At 68.6% G+C, this 17,582-nt stretch carries 14 protein-coding genes; 8 read left to right on the forward strand and 6 right to left on the reverse strand.

Annotation, left to right across the window (positions count from 1 at the left end; genetic code table 11):
* Positions 1 to 286: 286 nt before the first annotated feature.
* From J7U37_RS06675 to J7U37_RS06690, 4 genes are all read left to right on the forward strand, one after another.
* Positions 287 to 3,064, forward strand: a complete 2,778-nt coding sequence (locus J7U37_RS06675; protein ID WP_247635209.1) for a molybdopterin cofactor-binding domain-containing protein — start codon at positions 287 to 289, stop codon at positions 3,062 to 3,064.
* The gene (locus tag J7U37_RS06680; RefSeq protein WP_056187700.1) at positions 3,061 to 3,576 is read left to right on the forward strand and encodes a 2Fe-2S iron-sulfur cluster-binding protein; all 516 of its coding nucleotides are present in this window, start codon (positions 3,061 to 3,063) and stop codon (positions 3,574 to 3,576) included. Before J7U37_RS06675 ends, J7U37_RS06680 begins: the two co-directional genes overlap by 4 nt.
* A gap of 11 nt (positions 3,577 to 3,587) precedes the next feature.
* A complete protein-coding gene (locus tag J7U37_RS06685; protein WP_247635210.1) occupies positions 3,588 to 4,205 on the forward strand; it encodes an Isoquinoline 1-oxidoreductase subunit in 618 nt (205 codons plus the stop codon).
* Between the two features lie 329 nt (positions 4,206 to 4,534).
* On the forward strand, positions 4,535 to 5,605 hold the full coding sequence (locus J7U37_RS06690; RefSeq protein WP_247635211.1) for a hypothetical protein: 1,071 nt from the start codon (positions 4,535 to 4,537) through the stop codon (positions 5,603 to 5,605).
* Here the strand turns inward: J7U37_RS06690 and J7U37_RS06695 are convergent.
* Positions 5,593 to 6,708, reverse strand: coding sequence for a helix-turn-helix domain-containing protein (locus J7U37_RS06695; RefSeq protein ID WP_247635212.1), 1,116 nt, complete (start codon positions 6,706 to 6,708; stop codon positions 5,593 to 5,595). The two genes, J7U37_RS06690 and J7U37_RS06695, sit on opposite strands and share 13 nt — an antisense overlap.
* A 327-nt stretch (positions 6,709 to 7,035) precedes the next feature.
* On the opposite strand from J7U37_RS06695, the gene J7U37_RS06700 reads away from it, so the two are divergent.
* Positions 7,036 to 7,365, forward strand: a complete 330-nt coding sequence (locus tag J7U37_RS06700; protein WP_056187707.1) for a multidrug efflux SMR transporter — start codon at positions 7,036 to 7,038, stop codon at positions 7,363 to 7,365.
* A 122-nt stretch (positions 7,366 to 7,487) separates the two neighbouring features.
* Positions 7,488 to 8,669, forward strand: a complete 1,182-nt coding sequence (locus tag J7U37_RS06705) for a serine hydrolase (protein WP_247635288.1) — start codon at positions 7,488 to 7,490, stop codon at positions 8,667 to 8,669.
* Between the two features lie 108 nt (positions 8,670 to 8,777).
* On the opposite strand, the gene J7U37_RS06710 is transcribed toward J7U37_RS06705, so the two are convergent.
* A complete protein-coding gene (locus tag J7U37_RS06710) occupies positions 8,778 to 10,880 on the reverse strand; it encodes a TonB-dependent siderophore receptor (RefSeq protein WP_247635213.1) in 2,103 nt (700 codons plus the stop codon).
* Between the two features lie 635 nt (positions 10,881 to 11,515).
* Between J7U37_RS06710 and J7U37_RS06715 the strand changes: the two genes are divergently transcribed.
* Positions 11,516 to 12,130, forward strand: a complete 615-nt coding sequence (locus J7U37_RS06715; RefSeq protein WP_247635214.1) for an LpxA family transferase — start codon at positions 11,516 to 11,518, stop codon at positions 12,128 to 12,130.
* Between the two features lie 125 nt (positions 12,131 to 12,255).
* Here the strand turns inward: J7U37_RS06715 and J7U37_RS06720 are convergent, their stop codons facing one another.
* The 3 genes from J7U37_RS06720 to J7U37_RS06730 are packed head-to-tail and all read right to left on the reverse strand — an operon-like array spanning position 12,256 to position 14,875.
* The gene (locus tag J7U37_RS06720) at positions 12,256 to 13,809 is read right to left on the reverse strand and encodes a DUF4105 domain-containing protein (RefSeq protein ID WP_247635215.1); all 1,554 of its coding nucleotides are present in this window, start codon (positions 13,807 to 13,809) and stop codon (positions 12,256 to 12,258) included.
* Positions 13,806 to 14,123: a hypothetical protein gene (locus J7U37_RS06725; RefSeq protein WP_247635216.1), complete on the reverse strand. Its 318-nt coding sequence runs from the start codon at positions 14,121 to 14,123 to the stop codon at positions 13,806 to 13,808. The genes J7U37_RS06720 and J7U37_RS06725 overlap by 4 nt, the downstream gene beginning before the upstream one ends.
* Positions 14,120 to 14,875, reverse strand: coding sequence for a hypothetical protein (locus J7U37_RS06730; RefSeq protein ID WP_247635217.1), 756 nt, complete (start codon positions 14,873 to 14,875; stop codon positions 14,120 to 14,122). Before J7U37_RS06730 ends, J7U37_RS06725 begins: the two co-directional genes overlap by 4 nt.
* A gap of 578 nt (positions 14,876 to 15,453) precedes the next feature.
* Between J7U37_RS06730 and J7U37_RS06735 the strand changes: the two genes are divergently transcribed.
* Complete coding sequence (locus J7U37_RS06735) at positions 15,454 to 16,299, forward strand: DUF4239 domain-containing protein (protein ID WP_056187718.1); 846 nt, start codon at positions 15,454 to 15,456, stop codon at positions 16,297 to 16,299.
* A gap of 10 nt (positions 16,300 to 16,309) precedes the next feature.
* Here J7U37_RS06735 and J7U37_RS06740 read toward each other — a convergent pair whose 3' ends face one another.
* Positions 16,310 to 17,560 carry an O-antigen ligase family protein gene (locus J7U37_RS06740; RefSeq protein WP_247635218.1) on the reverse strand — a complete coding sequence of 417 codons (1,251 nt, stop codon included), beginning with the start codon at positions 17,558 to 17,560 and terminating at the stop codon, positions 16,310 to 16,312.
* Positions 17,561 to 17,582 lie beyond the last annotated feature (22 nt).

Below are 17,582 nucleotides of genomic sequence, written 5' to 3' on the forward strand. Positions count from 1 at the left end.
AATTACATGTGTTAATTTACAAATATCTACCATCGATATCTATAATATATTTGAAAACTTATACCGAACAACAACTCGTCTATCAGTGGCAGATCAGCAACGCTTCGGGTTGACCGCAATTTTGCGTTTCGGCGTCTATCGATTTCATTAAGATATATGTTCATAGAGTCCGTATAGGACGTCTCGCGGGCGGGGTGTTGATCGGCTCTGCAAGATGTCGGCTCCAGATCGGGCTGCGGCGACCGGATCGACATGGAACGCCGAACGAAACCTGGAGAATTGGACCATGCGCGCGTCGCGCCGTGAATTTATGACTTGGGTCACCGCGAGCGGTATTTCGCTCAGCCTGTCCCGCCTCGCCGCCGCCCAGGAGCCCAGCTTCGCCGCCCGCGAGACCTTACCGGGCCGGAACCACTGGAATCCCGCCTCCGGCGGCCTCGGTCGCATCGACGGCAGCCCGAAGGTGACGGGGGCGAAGCTCTATGCTTCGGATTTCCGCGCCGCCGACATGCCGGGCTGGCCGCAGACCACCTCCCACGCCCTGCTGGTGCGGGCGCCGGACGCGTCCCGCGTCTATCTCGGCCTCGATCTCGCCCGCCTGGACGGGCCGCTCAAGCCTCATGTGGTGGTGACGGCGGACGAGGTGGCCAAGGCCAATCTCACGGTTCCGGACTTCTATGCCGGCGACCTGTTCTGTCCGGTGGGCAAGACGCCGCTCTATCTCGGCCAGCCCCTCGCGATGCTGATCTTCGACAGCTTCGACGCCTTCGACCGGGCCCGCCTCGCCTTCCGCGACGGCACCCTGGTCCAGTTCGGCGACGAGACCGGCCCGGTCGAGGGCGAGAATTACGGCGCCTTCCGCTTCACCCGCGTCGCCGGCCCGACCCCGCAATCGCCCGACGTCTACTCGCCGATCCTGGCCGGATGGGTCAGTCCGGGCCGCATGCAGCATTCGCCCCTGCCGGTCTGGGAGCCCTACGCCCGGGAGACCTCGAAGCCCTACGGCAAGGCGGCCCGCTACGGCGAGGCCATCCGCGCCGAGCTGACGGGGACCGACCCGGACCTGCTGGTGCTCGACCGGCGCTTCGAGACCCAGTCGGTCGACCCGATGTTCCTCGAAACCGAGAGCGGCCTCGGCTGGTACGACGGCCGGAGCCGAAAGCTCGAACTGGTGCTCGGCATCCAGTCGCCCTACGAGGGCGCCGAGGCCATCGCCACCCTGCTGAGCAAGGCCAAGGCCGCGTTCAAGCCCAAGCACATCGAGGCCGATTTCGCCTATATGGGCGGCGGTTTCGGCGGGCGCGACCACACCCCCTTCATCCTCTACGTCACCCTGGCGGCGATCTTCTTCCCCGGCCGTCCGGTGCGCCTGGCGCATGATCGCTTCCAGCAGTTCCAGGGCGGCATCAAGCGCCACGCCTTCAAGATGCACACGCGGATCGGGATCAGCCGCAAGACCGGCAAGATCACGGCCTTCGCGGCCGACCACGTCCTCGACGGCGGCGGCCTCCAGAACTTCTCCACCAACGTCGCCACGGTGGCGGCGGCGGCGGCCATCGGCATCTACGACATCCCGAAGGTCGACGTCACCACGGTGGCCCTGCACAGCCGCGGCGTGACGGCCGGCTCGATGCGCGGCTACGGCACCGTGCAGACCATGACGGCGCTCGAAACCCTGATCGACGAGGCCGCCGCGGCGCTGCCGCTCGATCCGATCGCGTTCCGCCGCCGCAACGCCCTGGCCCCCGACGGCCGCACCATGATGGGCAATCGCTACACCGTCTCGGTGCGGACGCTGGAACTCCTCGACAAGCTCGAGGCGCATCCGATCTGGACGGCGCGGGCGGCGGAGAAGGCCCGGCCGAAGCGCGACGGCATCGTCGTCGGCACCGGCGTCGCCTGCGTCACCAAGGATTACGGCACCGGCGCCGACTGCTCCATGGGCCGCATCGAGATCGACCCCCAGGGCCGCATCTCGATCGCCTGCGATCAGCCCGAGATGGGCAACGGCATGGGCACCGCGCTGGCGAGCCGGGTCGCGATCCACATCGGCGGCCTCGCCGACGAGGTCGCCCTCGGCCAGCTCGACGCCTTCGGCGCCCTGGCGCTGGTCACCTCCGGCAATTCGTACACGATGGATCAGGCGACGCAGGACGCCGTCGAGAAGAACAGCCGCTGGGTTCCGGCCATCAGCTCGGCCACCGCGGCCTCGAACGGCGCCCATGTGGGCACCCACGCGGCGGCCGAGGCGGCCCGCGTCATCTTCCGGTTCGGCCTGTGGCCGGCGGCCCTCGCGCTGTGGAACATTCCGGCCACCGACCACCGGGCCGAGCAATGGGCCGAGGCGCGGTGGCAGGAGGGCCGTCTGGTCTTCGCCGATCTGCCGCCGCTGTCCCTGCCGGATCTCGCGGCCAAGGCCCATGCGGCCCGGCTGGTGACCGGGGCGATGACCCACTGCTTCTCGCGGTGGGCCTTCGCCAGCGCGACCTTCCCGATCCAGGACAAGCGCTACCGCGCCGAGGCGGACGCCCTCGCGGTCCGCCACGGCGCCGGTCCGTTCGAACGGGTCGCCCGCGTCGCCGTCGCGTTCCCGCCCACCAGCAACAACCGGATCGGCACCACCTTCGGAGCCCAGTGCGGCACCGTCGTGCGCGTCGAGATCGACCGGACCAGCGGGGCGATCCGGATCGCCAAGGCCTATTCGGTGGTGGAATGCGGCCGCGCCCTGGTCCCGGAAGTCGTGCGGGGCCAGGCCCAGGGCGGCTTCGCCATGGGCGTCGGCTACACCCTGCTGGAGACCCTGCCGCTCTACGAAGGCGGCCCCGGCAACGGCCAGTGGAATCTCGGCCAGTACGTGGTGGCCCGCGGATCGGACCTGCCGCTGCACGATCTCGAAATCGAATTGCTGCCGCCGGTCTCCGCCGACGAGCCGCCCAAGGGCATCGCCGAGGTGGTCATGATCCCCGTCGTGCCCGCCATCCTCAATGCCATCTTCGACGCGACCGGCCACCGCTTCTATTCGCTTCCGGTCACCCCCACCATGCTCAAGGGAGCCCTGGCGTGACGGCACTGGTCATCACCATCAACGGTCGGGTCCATGGTCCGACGGAGGTCCGCGACGACCTCACCATGAACGACTTCCTGCGCGAATATCTTGGGATGACGGGTACCAAGTTCGGCTGCGGCGCGGCGCAGTGCCTGAGCTGCGCCATCATCGTCGATGAACCGGACGGGACGAGTTCCACCAGCCCGACCTGCATCGTCCCGGCCGTGAGCTTCAACGGCAAGACGATCCGCACGGTCGAGGGGCACGCCAAGGGCGACGAGCTCAGCGTGCTGCAGAAGGCCTTCATCCACCACTTCGCGTTCCAGTGCGGATACTGCACGCCGGGCTTCCTCAACGAGGGCCAGGTGCTGCTCGAGCGTCTGGCCCGGACGCCGGTGGCCCGGGCGGACGTGGAATCCACCATCGCCGAAGCCCTCGACGGCCACCTCTGTCGCTGCACCGGTTACGTCAAATATCACGAGGCGGTCCGCTCCGTGATCCTGGCCGAACCCCAGCGCTACCTCCTCTGAAAGCCCGGCCGATGACCTCTTCCCTCCGGACCCGTGGCCTCGCCGCGGCGGCCGTCCTCGCCGTGTGCCTGGTGCGGGTCGATGCGGCCGAGCCGGTTCCGGCCGGCCGGCTCGCCCCACCGCAGAGCTTCGACGCGATCGCCGACACCCACACGCGCTCGGCGGCGATCTTCACCGAACTCGGCAAGGTCCTGACCAGTCCCCGCTGCACCAACTGCCATCCGGCCGGTGACCGGCCCCGGCAGGGCGACCACAGCCGGCCCCACCAGCCGCCGGTGTTCCGCGGGCCCGACGGCTTCGGCACCGCGTCGATGCGTTGCGGGAGCTGCCACGGCGCCGCCAATTTCGGGCCCGGACGGATGCCGGGGCATTCCGACTGGCACCTCGCCCCGCGCTCGATGGCCTGGGAGGGCAGAAGCGTCGCCGAGATCTGCGAGCAGATCAAGGATCCGGCGCGCAACGGCCAGCGCAAGGTGGAGGACCTCCTGCACCACATCGGCCAGGACACCCTGGTCGGATGGGCCTGGGCACCCGGATACGGCCGGACGCCGGCGCCCGGGACGCAGGCCGAGGCCGGTGCCCTGGTGGCGGCCTGGATCGCCAGCGGCGCCGCCTGTCCGCTGAAATAGGGCCGGATCGCACGGGCTCGCGGCCCGGCATCGAACGCCCTCGTTCACGGAATACCCTGCCCCGGCGGTCTGTCGAAGCGATCGCGCGGCGGCAGGCTTCGCAACGCATGCGACCCGTGCCCGGCACCCGAGCCGGGTTCATGGTGCGCCCGGCGACGATCGGCCGGCCGGATGCGAAGGCGGAGTGGCGACATCAACCACGACCGCGACGAGCCCGGCTCGACCGCTGTCGGCCCGCGCTGCGGCGCGGCGGCGCACAGGCGCCGAACCGGCGAGCCCGACCGATGGGGCGGCTTATCGGGACTTGGACATTCACGGGAGAGACGTCGATGCTTACGTGTGCGGCCCGCCGGGGCCTGCTTCTGGCCTGCCGCGGGCATGTCCGTGCGGGGCTCGGCCTTGCGGGGCTCGGCCTCGCCGGTCTTGGCCTTGCCGGTCTTGGCCTCGCGGGTCTTGGCCTCGCGGGGGTCGGCCTCATCGGAACCGCGTCGGCCGCGGACGGGCCCGCAGCGCCAGCGCCGCCCGTGGGGCCGGTCGCGGCACCGCCCGCGCCCTCGCTCTTCAGCTTCTCAGACACCATCATCAGCTACCGGTTCCAGGGGCCGTCCGCCGAGCCCGGGATCAGCGTCCAGGGTCCGGACGGCCGGCGCGAGCCCCGCGCGGTGCCCAAGAACGTGGTCAACCTGTTCCACGCCAATACCTGGACCTACGGCACCAACCTGCTCTCCCTCGACATCCTGCGCTCGGGGTCCCAGGACCCGGCGGGCGACAAGTTCGGCAACTTCCCCGGCGTCGGCGCGACCGAGTTCTACCTGATCTACCGGGGCGTCCTCAGCGGGAACCAGATCTTCGACACCGACGCCTTCAGCATCCCGGGCCTCGTCAAGGATATCGGGCTGTCCTTCGGGGCGGACATCAACACCAAGGACACGACCTTCGATTCCGAGAAGCGCGCCGGCACCTTCGGCCTCAATTTCGCGTTCGACGTGCCGGCCGGATACGTGAATCTCAAGGTCCAGGCCTACAAGGAGTTCTCGCGCAACGGCTTCGCGGTGGGCCGCTTCCGCAGCGTCGAATACCGGATGACGCCGGAATTCGAGCTGACCTATGCGCTGCCCCTGAGCTTCACCGGACTGCCCCTCTCGCTCGCCGGCTTCAACACCGTGATCCTGCCCAAGGGCCGCTACGGACGCATCAACGAGAACGAGACCCAGGTCGAGTTCGTGTCGCAGACCAACCTGGTGCTGGATGTCGGCCAGCTCGTCGCCGGCACGCCCCACCGCTTCGAGGTGTTCGCCGGCTTCCAGTACTGGCACAACAAGTTCGGCGGCGATCCGCGCCGGACCATCAACACCGAGGAGAAGGCGCTGATCGCGGGCGTGTCGTATCACCTGCCGTGAGAGGATGTCCCGTCCGACGGTGCGCCTCCGGAGCGTCGGGCGCCAAGATCACGGATGCTTGGATCACGCAGGCTTGGATCACGCAGGCTTGGATCACGCAGGCTTGGATCACGCAGGCTTGGATCACGCAGGCTTGGATCACGCAGGCTTGGATCACGACTGCGAAGATCGCCGGGCGGGAAGCCGAAGCGCCGGCGGAAGGCGCGGTTAAAGGTCGGCACGTCGGTGAAGCCGCAGCCATACGCGATGGTGGCGATCTTCAGGCCGTCGTTGTCCGGCGAGGCCAGGTGGCGGTAGGCATGGGTCAGGCGCGCGGTCCGGATCTCCGCCGCGATGCCCTCGGTCTCGGCAAAGGCCCGGTAGAGCTGGGTTCGCGACAGCCCGAGCGCCGTGTGGATCTCCCGCGGGCAGAGGCCCGGGTCGTGCAGCCGCCGCTCGATCTGCGCCCGCGCCAGGGAGATCACCGCATCCCGCGACAGCTCCCTCCGCGACCGGCCGGCCGCCTCCGGGACGAGGCCCCGCAGCAGGTGCAGCAGGCTGTCCAGGGCCGCGTCCGCTTCGCCGTGGGACATCGCCCGCACCGAGCTCGCGAAGGCGCGGAACTGCGGCGCGAAGGCGGATGTCGCGGGTCGGCTCGCCAGAATCCGCCCCGAGAAGGCATCGGCATCGCCGAACCACGCCTCGAACATCCGGCGCGGTACGGCGATGCGGAGTTCCTCGTAGGCGTTCTGGGACCCGGCCATGAAGGGCCGGTTCCGGACCAGGAAGCTGATGTCGCCAGCGGCGATCCGCCCGCCGCGGTCGTGCTGCTCCTGGTAGCCGATCCCGTCGAGGGCCAGGGCGATGGCGACCTGCTCGGGGGCGTTCCGGTCGACATGGCCGCTGCCGAACCGCAACCCCACCGGCGAACTCGCCGTGTGCGTCAGCGCCCAGTCCGCCGCGGCCACGGCCAGCCGCCTGGCCCGAAAGGGCGCCCGCGCCTGGACCCGCTCCACGTCGCCGAAGGGCGCCAGCGCGGTGGCGCGCCAGAACGCGAACGCCTGACGGGGTTCGACGCAGGTCGTCGTTTCGATGACGCTGGGAACCACTGCCGGCCGAGACATCCTCAACGCTCCGATCACGTGGGGGTGCCGGCCCGGAGCCGGCGCGATTTCCACGGGTGTCGCGTTCCATAGCCGAACACGACGCGGCCCGGCAGGTCCAATTGTTGGAAACCGACCTGTGCCCGTCCGAGCCTGTTGACTCCGCCCAAGACTGGTCGCTCTCAAGATCCGCCACACGTGCGCCCGGCGAAAACAAGACTAGAGCCCGCAACGGCGCGCCTCATTCACGGGGCGCCACACCGGAAATTAACGCGCCCGGTGGTTCCTGTCGGGCGCACGCATCGCCCGGCGCTCCGTCGGCCCGCCGCTTCCACGGACGCTTCCCGCATGAATCCCTACCTGCTCCTCGCCTTCGCGATCAGCGCCGAAGTGACCGCGACGCTGGCCCTCAAGGCCGCCGACGGGCTGACCCGGCCGGTGCCGACCGTGATCATGGTGGTGGGCTACGGCACCGCCTTCTGGCTGATGTCGAACAGCATGAACATGCTGCCGATCGGCGTCGTCTACGCGATCTGGGCCGGGGTCGGCATGGTCGGGGCGGCCCTCGGCGGCGCCCTCCTGTTCGATGAGCCCATCACCCTGTCGATGATGGCCGGCATCGCGGTGATCGCCGTGGGCGTGACCATCCTGGCCTCGGGCCAGAGCGCGGCCCACTGATCCGCTTTCAACCCCCGGACATGGGGTCCCCCTCCCGCACGAAGGGCTGTCCTCCGGTGCTTTCTCACCCCGAGCGCGGCCTGCGGTCCCGCCCCCACCGCGCGGGGCGCCCGGCCCTGGCCCTGAAGATCGGGCTCGTGGCGGCCGGGCTCCTGAGCGCCGTCGCCTGGGCGGCCACGGCCCTCCTCGGCGTGCCGAATCCCATCACCCTGGTGGCCCTCACCGTCCTCGAGCCCTCGGCCGTCGAACCCTGGTTCGCGCGCCGGCCGGTGCCGGCGGCGGCGACCCCGCGGGTCCTGCCGGTCCGGCCCCGCCCGATCCTCGACCCTGTGCCGTGGAAGGGCGGGCGGGTCTCCCTGGCCGAGATGCTGGCCGCGACCCACACCAATGCGCTCCTGGTCACGCAGAACGGCATCCTGGTCCACGAATGGTATCGGCCCGGCTTCGACGGGGCGACGCGCTTTCCGTCCTGGTCGGTGGCGAAATCGGTGGTCTCGCTCCTGGTCGGGCAGGCGATCACCAAGGGGCAGCTCGCCGAGACGGACCGGGTCTCCGCCCTGCTGCCCTACCTGCGCCCGGATCTGCGCGACACCGCCGCCTTCGGCCGCATCACCGTCCGCGACCTCCTCGACATGACGAGCGGGCTCGCGGTGCCGGAGAACTACGATCCCTGGGACCCGCTGGTCGGCACGGCCGGGATGTACCTCACCCGCGACCTCCCGGCCTTCGTGCGGGACCACGCCCGCCTGTCGTCCCGGCCCGGCAGCAAGGGCCAGTACCGCAGCATCGACACCGAGGTGCTCGGGCTGATCCTGGCCGAGATCCAGGGCCGGCCCCTGGCCGACATCCTGTCGGAGCAGATCTGGAAACCGATGGGGGCCGAGGCGGAGGCGACCTGGAATCTCGACCGGCCCGGCGGGACCGAGAAGGCGTTCTGCTGCCTCAATGCCGTCGCCCGCGACTTCGCCCGCCTGGGGCTGATGGTGGCCGATCACGGCCGGGTGGGGGCGACGCGCATCGTGGCGCCGGGCTGGATCGAACGGATCGAGACGCCGGCCCGGCAGGAGGTCGACGGCTGGCCCTACTCGGCGCAGTGGTGGCACGTTCCGAACGGCGACGAGGACATCTCCGCCATCGGGGTCTACGGCCAGTACGTCTACATCAATCGCGACACCGGCACGGTGATCGTCAAGCTCAGCGACCACGGCGCGGAGCAGGACGAGGCCGACACCCTCGCGGTGATGCTCGCCCTCGCGCGCGCCCTCGCCCGGCCCGGCCCGACGGCCAGGCCGTCCCCCGAATGAGACGCAGGGCCCCGACCCGGCGGAGCGCGGAACCGTGCCAGCCTCGTGCGCGACCGCGATCCTCGACGCCGTGCCGAAGCGGCATTGGAAAACAAGCGTGGCGGGGATTTAGAAGCGAGCCGCAACGCCACCCATGATCGTGCGTGGAAGACCTGGAGTGGCGTAGCGGTTCTGAAACGCCCGGTCATAGAACGTCTCGTCGAAGAGGTTGTCGACGTTCAGGTAGACTCTGACGCCCGGCGTAATCTGATAATACGAGATCAAGGTGAAGACCGTGTATTCGGGAAGCTTGAAGGTCGACAAAGCCGTCCCGGCAACGCGTTGCCCGGCAAAACTGACGCCCCCGCCGAGCCCGAGACCCCGAAGGTCGCCGCTCTGGAACTCGTAGACGCTTTGCACGGAAAAGCTGTTCTCGGGGATATTCGCCAGCCGCGTCCCGACAGGAAGCGCGTTGTCACGGCTCACGGCCGCGTCGACATACGCGTAGGTGCCGATCACGCGCCAGCCAGGCGCCAGATAGCCCGCGAAACTCAGGTCGAAGCCACGGCTGCGGACCTCGCCTGCGGCCACGCTGAAGTTCACGTCGAGCGGGTCCGTTGTCAGGACGTTGGTCCGCTTGATGTCGAACACGGCCGCCGTGGCACTCAGGCGACCGTCGAGCAGGGTGAATTTGGCACCGGCCTCGACGCCCTCGCCCTCCTGGAACGCGAAGGGTCGGCCGGTCCGGTCCGCACCGGTGTTGGGCCGAAACGAGCGCGAGTAGTTGCCGTAGACGGAGACCGTGTCGAACAGGTCGTAGACCAAGCCGAGACGGGGGGTCGCAGCGGTACCCTGCAGGCGCGTGGTCCGATTGTTGAGGAAGGAGGTCGAGACGAGGCCGATGTCTTCCACGCGCACGCCAACCAGTGCGTGGAGGCGCGGCGTGATGTCGATCTGGTCTTGGATGTAGCCGGCGAAGCTCTGCGTGTTCTCCAGCAGGTTGCTGACGGAGGCCGTGAGTGGGGGCAGGCGCTGGCCGTACTGAGGGGTCAAGAGATCGAGGAAGAACGGGTTGGTCGTCGCGTTCGAGCGGTTGAAGACCTCACGGTAGCGATAGCTGTCATAGTCCAGGCCCGTCAGCAGTGTGTGGCGAAACGGACCCGTCTCGAATTTGCCCGCGAGGTTCACCTGCAGGTCGAGATCGGACCAGGTCAGGTCACGCCGCTCGAACGTGCGCCGCAGGGTCCGTCCGTCGGCAAGGACGCCGATGGCCCCCGCACCGTCGCCGGCGAGATTGCCGCCCAGCACCTGCGCCCCGGCGCTGACCACCCAGTTCGGGTCGAGCCGATGCTCGATGCGCAGTTGGCCGAGGGCGTTGTCGTTGCGAACCGGGGCGATCCCCGGTTCCCCGATGAAGCGGGTCCTTGGGAGGGCACGGAGGTTGCCGGCGATGGGCACGACGCCGCGGTCGAAGGTCTGGCTGGTGCTGATGAACTCCCCTTCGAGGGTGACGGTCGTGTCGGCGGTCGGCTTCCAGGCTATGACAGGCGCGAGGTAGTAACGGTCGCCGCGCACGAAGTCGCGGAAGCTGCCGTTGTCCTCAACGGCACCCGTGATGCGGGCGAGGACCTTGCCGTCCTCATCGAGGGCGCCTGTCGCATCGAACGTGCTGCGCTTGAGGTTGTAGCTGCCGTACTGCGTACCGATGGCGAAGCTGCGCTCGGCCAGCGGTTGCTTGGTGACGATGTTGAAGGTGCCGCCCGGATCGCCACGCCCGTACAGGAACGCTGATGGACCCTTGAGAACCTCGATGCGCTCGATGGAAGCGACATCGGGCGAATTCGGGAATCCTCGATTGATCGGAAATCCGTTGCGGTAGTATTCGCCGGTGGCAAAGCCCCGGATCGTGAACTCGGTCAGGCCCAAGCCTGCAAAATTGTTGGCGCGACCGACTCCGGCCAGGTCGAGAGCCGTGTCGACACGTGTGGCGGCTGCGTCTTCGAGCACCTGGTTCGGTACGACCACCACCGTTTGTGGCACCTCACGCAGCGGCGTGTCCGTGCGGGTCGCACTGATGCTGTCCTTGGCAAGATAGCCATCGACCTTGAGAAGTGAGCCGCCATCGCCCGCGACAGCAAGTTCTTCGAGTTGCACCGCCTGAGCTGCGTCCGTGGCAGGCTGGGCTTGGGTCGAATTCGATCCAAGGCCGATCACTGAAACAAGGGATGTCATCGAAAGGACAGCAGTCGATGCCACGCGAGCACCGTGGGACTTCTTATTCTTGATGGAGGGTGCCACGGACGCATACCAAAACTAACTCGGAGGCTGTGCGTTACGAGGCAGAAACATTTCCGGTCAACCTGGTCAGATCGAACTTCCAAGACGAAGACTTACATTCATTTCAATCTCGCTCTGTTGCTTTTTAAAGAGGTTCTAAATCGACCGACATCGCTGTGCCGTTGTGGCGCACGGGCCACATGAGCATGCCTGGCACCATCGGCGAGGCCCCCGGATCAGGCGAAGAGCGTCAGCGCACGCCCATCGCCCACCGGCCCGACGGCCAGGCCGTCCCCCGAATGAGACGCAGGGCCCCACTCCGGCGGAGCGGTGCCGATCCAAATCCTCGACGCTGCCGGTCAGAACTCGACGGTTGCGATGGAGCCTGACGGTTTGAGGCGGGTGGATAGCGGACCATGGCTCTCGATGCGGAAGCTGATGGCCCGGCGCCGCCCCGACCCGGACGCTCACCAACGCCGTCGCGGCGATCGAAACCTGCCGTTCGAGCCCGTGGCAAACGATTGACCGAGGCTGGTACGCCGTACACGGTCTGACACTCGAGGGTTGTGAGAATCACGAGCGCGTGCCGAATGACCATCGTTGATGCGCATATCGCGTCTTGGCGTCATGCGCCCTTTGCCGGGTGGGCGACGGGAGAGGCGTGGGATGTCATCCCCGGCTTGGCTGGCATGGTCGCGAGACTTCTGAAGACCCTCGGCTCCGAATACGAGATCGAGGGCGATATCGCCATCCATCGCACGACCAGGGTCGAGACCGGCGCCGTACTGAAAGGCCCTCTGATCGTTGGCCCGAAGTGTCTTATTGCTATGGGAAGCTTGATCAGAGGTGGATGCTGGCTCGACAGCGACTGCATCGTCGGACCCGGAGCCGAACTCAAGACGACCATCCTGTTTCGAGGGTCGAGGCTCGCCCATTTCAACTTCGTCGGCGACAGCATCCTTGGCCGGGATGTCAATCTCGAAGCGGGCTCGATCATTGCGAACTACCGGAACGAGTTGGCCGATCCCCGCCTCCGTATCGGCTATAACGGCACGACGCTCGAAGCGGACACGCTGAAGTTCGGCGCACTCGTGGGCGACGGATGTCGCATCGGCGCGAATGCGGTCGTTGCGCCCGGCGCCATCCTGGCTCCCGGAACGGTGGTCTCCCGCCTTGGATTGATCGATCAGCGCCCCGTTTCCTGAGCGTCCCCAAAGCGGACCGGCGGATATCGGTCCCTCACGGCCATCGGTCACGGCCTCACCGAGCAGCCCGCAAGCGGAGATTTCCGAGGCCTGCACAGGGTCGCGACCCAACCCCGCCCGCCATCTTACAAAGGCGGTGCGGTCCGGCGCTGGTCCAGCCAGCCGCGCTTGCGGGCCACGGCCTCGGCGCGCCAGTTGCGCACGAGGCGACGACGGACGCCCTGCCAGGGGATGGCGGGGAGCGGCGTGACCGGATCGACCAGGGTGCTGAGCGCGCGGGCGTAATCGAGCACGAGGCCCGGCGTCCAGGTCATCGCTCCGGCCCCGTTGCGCAGCACGGCGGCCGCCCAGAATTCCGGGCTCATCACGGCCCGGATCAGCATCCACCACGGCCGGCCGTGGCGATTGAAGCTGCCCTCGATGGCGGCGTCGAGGGCGTTGGCCACCGCCGTCGAGCAGTTCCGCCCGACGAGGTTATAGGCGGTGTCCTGCCGATACCGCGCCCAGAAGGCGCGCAGGCGCGCCCCGTCGACCCCGTGCAGCGTCACCGTGACGGTCGCCTCGCACCAATCGTCCGCCTCCGCGCGATAGCTCGGCAGGAAGCGGCCCGGCACGTTGTTCTCCGGCCCGGCCCGCAGGGTCGCGCGCAGATTGTCCGGCGACCGGTCGATCTCCACGGCGGGGTAGTGGCTCACGTAGAGTGGGGTGTCCGGCCCGGCGTCGTCCGCGCCGCCGGTCTCGCCCCGCCCGCACATCTCCAGCGAGGCGTGACCGGTGGAGATGTGGCCGCCCCCGTTCACCGAGACGACGTAGCGGTGGACGAGGCGCTGCCGGGCCGGAATGCTGGCCGTCCCGGTGGGGGTCCAGACATAGACCGTGACCGTGTCCGCGCCGCCCTCCGGCGTGGATCGGCCGACATCCGCCGGGAGGCGGCGCAGCCGCAGCCCCAGGAGCGCCACCTTGACGCCGCCCAGGATCAGGAAGGCGCCGATGCTGAAGCCGACCGTGCCGGCATACCAGGTCGGCCAGGGCTCCAGGGTCAGGAGGCCGAGGGCGACGCCGAGGCTTCCGTGGAACACCGACCAGCGCCAGCCCGGAAACCGCAGCACCTGCGAGAGGACGATCCGCGACGCGCCGTCGACCAGGAAGGCCGTGCCGAACAGCATCGCCAGCAGGAAGGTGCTGGAGGCCGAGGCCAGCATCGTCAGGACCGCGACCCCGAACAGCAGCGCCGCCTTGAGCAGGCGCAGGCGGCGCGCCGCCCCCGTGGCGATCAGGCCGCGGATGAAGGCCGCCACCGCCTCCAGGGCGAGCAGGAGGCCGAACCAGCGATCCGGAATGTGCGTCGCCCCGTCGAGGGCATCGGCCACCAGGGCCAGGCCCAGGATGATCCAGAGCACGCCTGCGCCCGTGACGAGGGGCCAGCGCCGGTGGACCGATTCCCGCCCGACCAGCAGCAGCCACAGGGGCAGGGTCCAGGGCCTGGCCGCGGGCGTGGACGAGGCCGCGAGCATGCCCACCACCGGGTCGCTGGTGCGCTTGGCCGCCCCGAGGTTGCGCAGCAGCCGGCCCTTGGGGCCGGGCCGGGTCGGACGACGGGCGCCGCCCTCGGGCAGGCTGGTCGCCGCATCGGCGCGCGCACCACCGGACCGAGGGTCCGGCTGAGACGATGTGGTCACGCGTGACTCTCCCAACCGTACGCTCGATGGCCACGCAGCGGATCGCGGCGACGAAAGACCAAGGAACGATCCCCGTCCGCCCCGGTCTTTTCCTGGGAAGCGCGCCGGTTGTCCAGATGATCCGATTTTCGCGACGCCGATATGGTTTCCGAATGAAGGGCGACAGGTCGGCTCTGGTTGACAGATCTGTCCATGATCGATCCCGTGAAGATGTCGTTGATCATGTCCTTGATCAGCGTGATTCTGGGATCAGAAAACACCCGATCGAAATCCGCGGGCTGTATCGCGAGATCTTCGAGCCTCCGGTTCTTCACGGGCGCGCCAGTTCCTCGACGGCGATCGTCATCGGCGCCACCGAGGGGCGGATCAGGCCGCGCGCCGGCGCGCCGAGTTCGAGAATCATCAGGATGCCGCCGGAGATCGCCAGGGCGCAGAGGAGCAGCGCGAAGATCACGGTGGTGTTGCGCGGCGCGAACAGGCCGAAGCTGGCAAACAGCATCGAGAGCCAGAAGATCATGAGAACCAGGAACGGGAGGGGCACCGCCAGACTCTTGCGCTCCACCAGGAGCCAGCGCGCATCCGCCATCTCGTCGACGATGCGCAGGGCCTGGGCCTGGACGCGCTGCGTCCGGTCCCCCGTGGGGCGAAGGTCGACGATCTGATCGCTGAGGGTTTCGAGCCGATGCAGGTTGTCGAGGCCGAGGCTGCCGTCCGGCCCCGACGTCGACAGCTCCTCGAGCTTCGTCCGCCCGTAGGTGTGCAGGTTGTCCTGGATCGGGAGCGTCTCGGGGCCGTAGCGCTTCAGGGCGCGGTCGAGCTTGATCAGGTCGACGGCCAGGGTCTGGATCGCGGTGGTGCGCAGCATGAAGGAGGCGCCGGCATTCGACAGCATGTGGCTGAGGACGAGGGCCGCCAGCGTGCCGACCACCGCCATGGAAACCGAGATGGCCGCGCGGGTCTCGCCGGACAGGTGCGGCGCCGGGAGCCGGCGCGCGGCCCAGACGCCCGCGAGCGCACCGAAGAAGATCGAGCAGAAGGCGATCGCGCTGACGAGAATCGAGGTCATGGGCGGATCTAGCGCCGAACCCGTCATCAAACCCTGAGAGGCGCGGGCGGGGCCGCCGCCTCGCCCGCGCCGGCCTCGGCTGCCGAATCCGGTCTCGACTCCCGCGCCTGCGATATTGCCCCGTCGCGCCGGCGGGCCGGCAGGATCACAGGGGCGGGTTGGAAGACGCGATCCGGATCGGGGGCGTCGCGCGACCTTCGATCCCGGTGAAACCAGCCGGAATACGGAGAAGGATCGCGGTCGAAGGCCGTCGAACACTTGAGGCCGACGATCTCCGTATCGATCGACAGCTTATCGAGCCTCCTGAGTTTACGGGGATCGGACGATGATGGTCCGTGTCGTTCTCCGGATCGATGTCCGATCTCCGTCAGCTTTCGCCGGCAAGATCTTTGTCGGCAGGGTTAGGGGCGCGTTACGGTCCAGGGCTGCCCGGGAGCGGCGTGACCGGGGCGGTCGTGACCACGCGGGCCGGATGTCGGCGTTCCGCGACGGTCGGGTTCACCGTTCGGTAGGCGCGGGTCCGTATCGTCGTGGCCGATTGATCGTGACGACCCATTGATCGTTGGGGAGAGACACACGTGGTCCTGAGCTATTGGCTCGATCAGCCGGTCTGGCTGATCTTCACGCTGCTGGCGGCGATCTTCGCGGTCTGCGGGGCCGTGATCACCCTCCTGTCGGTGTCGTCCGGCACGCGGCCCGGGATCACGAAGCTCGGGCTCGGCCTGGTGGCACCGTATTTCAGCGCCATCTCGGTGATGCTGGCGCTCCTGACCGGCTTCGTCGCCAACGATGCCTGGGAACGGCAGCGCCAGGCCTCGAAGATCGTCCAGTCGGAGAAGATGAACCTGCTGGCGGTGGAGGACCTCAGCATCGCCACCGCCTCCGACATGACGGAGATCCGGGCGCGGCTGCGGACCTACACCAACGCCCTGATCGACGACGAATGGCCCAAGATGGCGGAGCTGGAATCGTCGCGCCCGGCCGGCGAGGCCCTGGGCCGCCTGCTGCAGGCGGTGGCCGACCCCCGCCACACCACCGAGGCCGGCGCCGCGGCCCATTCGGCGCTCCTCGACGCGGTGATGAACCTGCGCGCGGCGCGGGGCGACCGGCTGAGCCTGAGCGAAGCCCATGGCGATCAGTCGAAATGGCTGACCCTGATGGTGCTGGCGCTGCTCACCCTCCTCTCCATCGGGCTGATCCACGTGGACAAGCCGGTGCCGCAGGCGGTGGCGATGATCCTGTTCGCGATCGCCACGGTGACCACCCTCGGGGTGATCGCCCTGCACGAGCGCCCGTTCGACGGGCCGATGCCGGTCAGCGCCGCGCCGCTGGAGGCGGCCCGCGCCGTGATGATGGCGGAACTCCGCAGCGAGAGCACGGCGGCCCCGACCTGTCAGATCGGCAGCCCGCCCCCCGCGCGGTGACGTGGCGCCCCTAGGATTCCGGTCCGTCGGAAAGCCGGGGCCGCACCGCGAGGGAGGCCAGCACCACCGCCATGAAGAACAGGAAGTACTGGTTCACCGACAGTTCCTCGAACATCATCGACGGCACCAGGAACAGGGCGCTGTAGGCCACGAAGGGGCCGGCGGCCGCGGGGGACCGGGCGATCCGCAGGAGCCCGGCGAGGAAGAGCAGCGTGACCGCGACGCCGCTCTGGAGCGCGAGCGCGACGAATCCGTTATGCGGGGTCACGAGGCCGGTGAGGTTGCGCAGCTCGTCGCGCCGCGCGACCTCGCCGACACCGAACGGGTATTCCAGCACGAGCTGCAACGCCGTGAAGCCCGACAGGAAGCGCTCGTCGGCGTTGCCCGTGACGTTGCTGTCGCCGGCAAAGCGCGTTTCGATGGTCTGTGCCAGCTTCTGGGGCAGGGGGATCTCGCCCGTCATCGAGAAGACGATGAGCAGGATACCGAGGCCGGCGAGGACGGGCAGCACCACCTGGAGCCGAATGCTCCGCCGCATCAGGACGACCAGGACCAGCAACGGCATGAACAGGCCGGAGCGATTGTTGGTCAGGGGGAAGCTCGCCAGCAGGGCCGCGAAGTAGGCGAGATAGATCAGGTTGAGGCGATACCGCAGGCTCAACAGGAGGGCGGCGGCCCCGCCCAGGGCGAAGACGTGGCCGGTCTCGTTGCCCGAGGCCCAGATCCCGCCTTGCTTGTCCTCGACGAACAGCTTCAGATCCTCGTCCAGCCCGTCGGTGGGCACGCCCAGGCCGAAGCGGTCCAGCGGCAGCCCGGAGGTCGACAGCAGCAGGACGACGAGCGAGCCGAGCAGACCCGCGAGCAGACCCCAGCAGAAGGCGTGCTCGAGGCGCCGATCGCGGAACATCACCAGCAGGATGGCCGCCAGCACGAAGTAGAGGAGCAGCACCAGCGTCAGGTAGACGTCGCCCGCCTGCATCTGCGCCTTCAGCACCAGCGACAAACCGATCAGGATGCCGATGGTAGCCAGCGGCACGACGTGGCGCAGGCCCTCCGTGATCACCGCCCGGCGCAGCCCGAACCAGGGAATCAGCAGGAAGGGCAGCAGGTCGGACAGGCGCTGGAACGGCAGCCCGAAGGTCGACGTGAGCACGTTGAGCTGCAGGGCGGCTCCGAACAGGAAGACGGCGGCGCGGTCGGCCGCCACCGGCACAGCCCGCGCGCCTCCCGTCTCGGCCGCCGGCATCGCTGGTCCCGCCATTGTCCCGGAGCCTCCGAGAGGA

Origin of the sequence: Methylobacterium sp. 37f (assembly GCF_023093475.1) — a bacterium.
Taxonomy (GTDB): Bacteria; Pseudomonadota; Alphaproteobacteria; order Rhizobiales; family Beijerinckiaceae; genus Methylobacterium.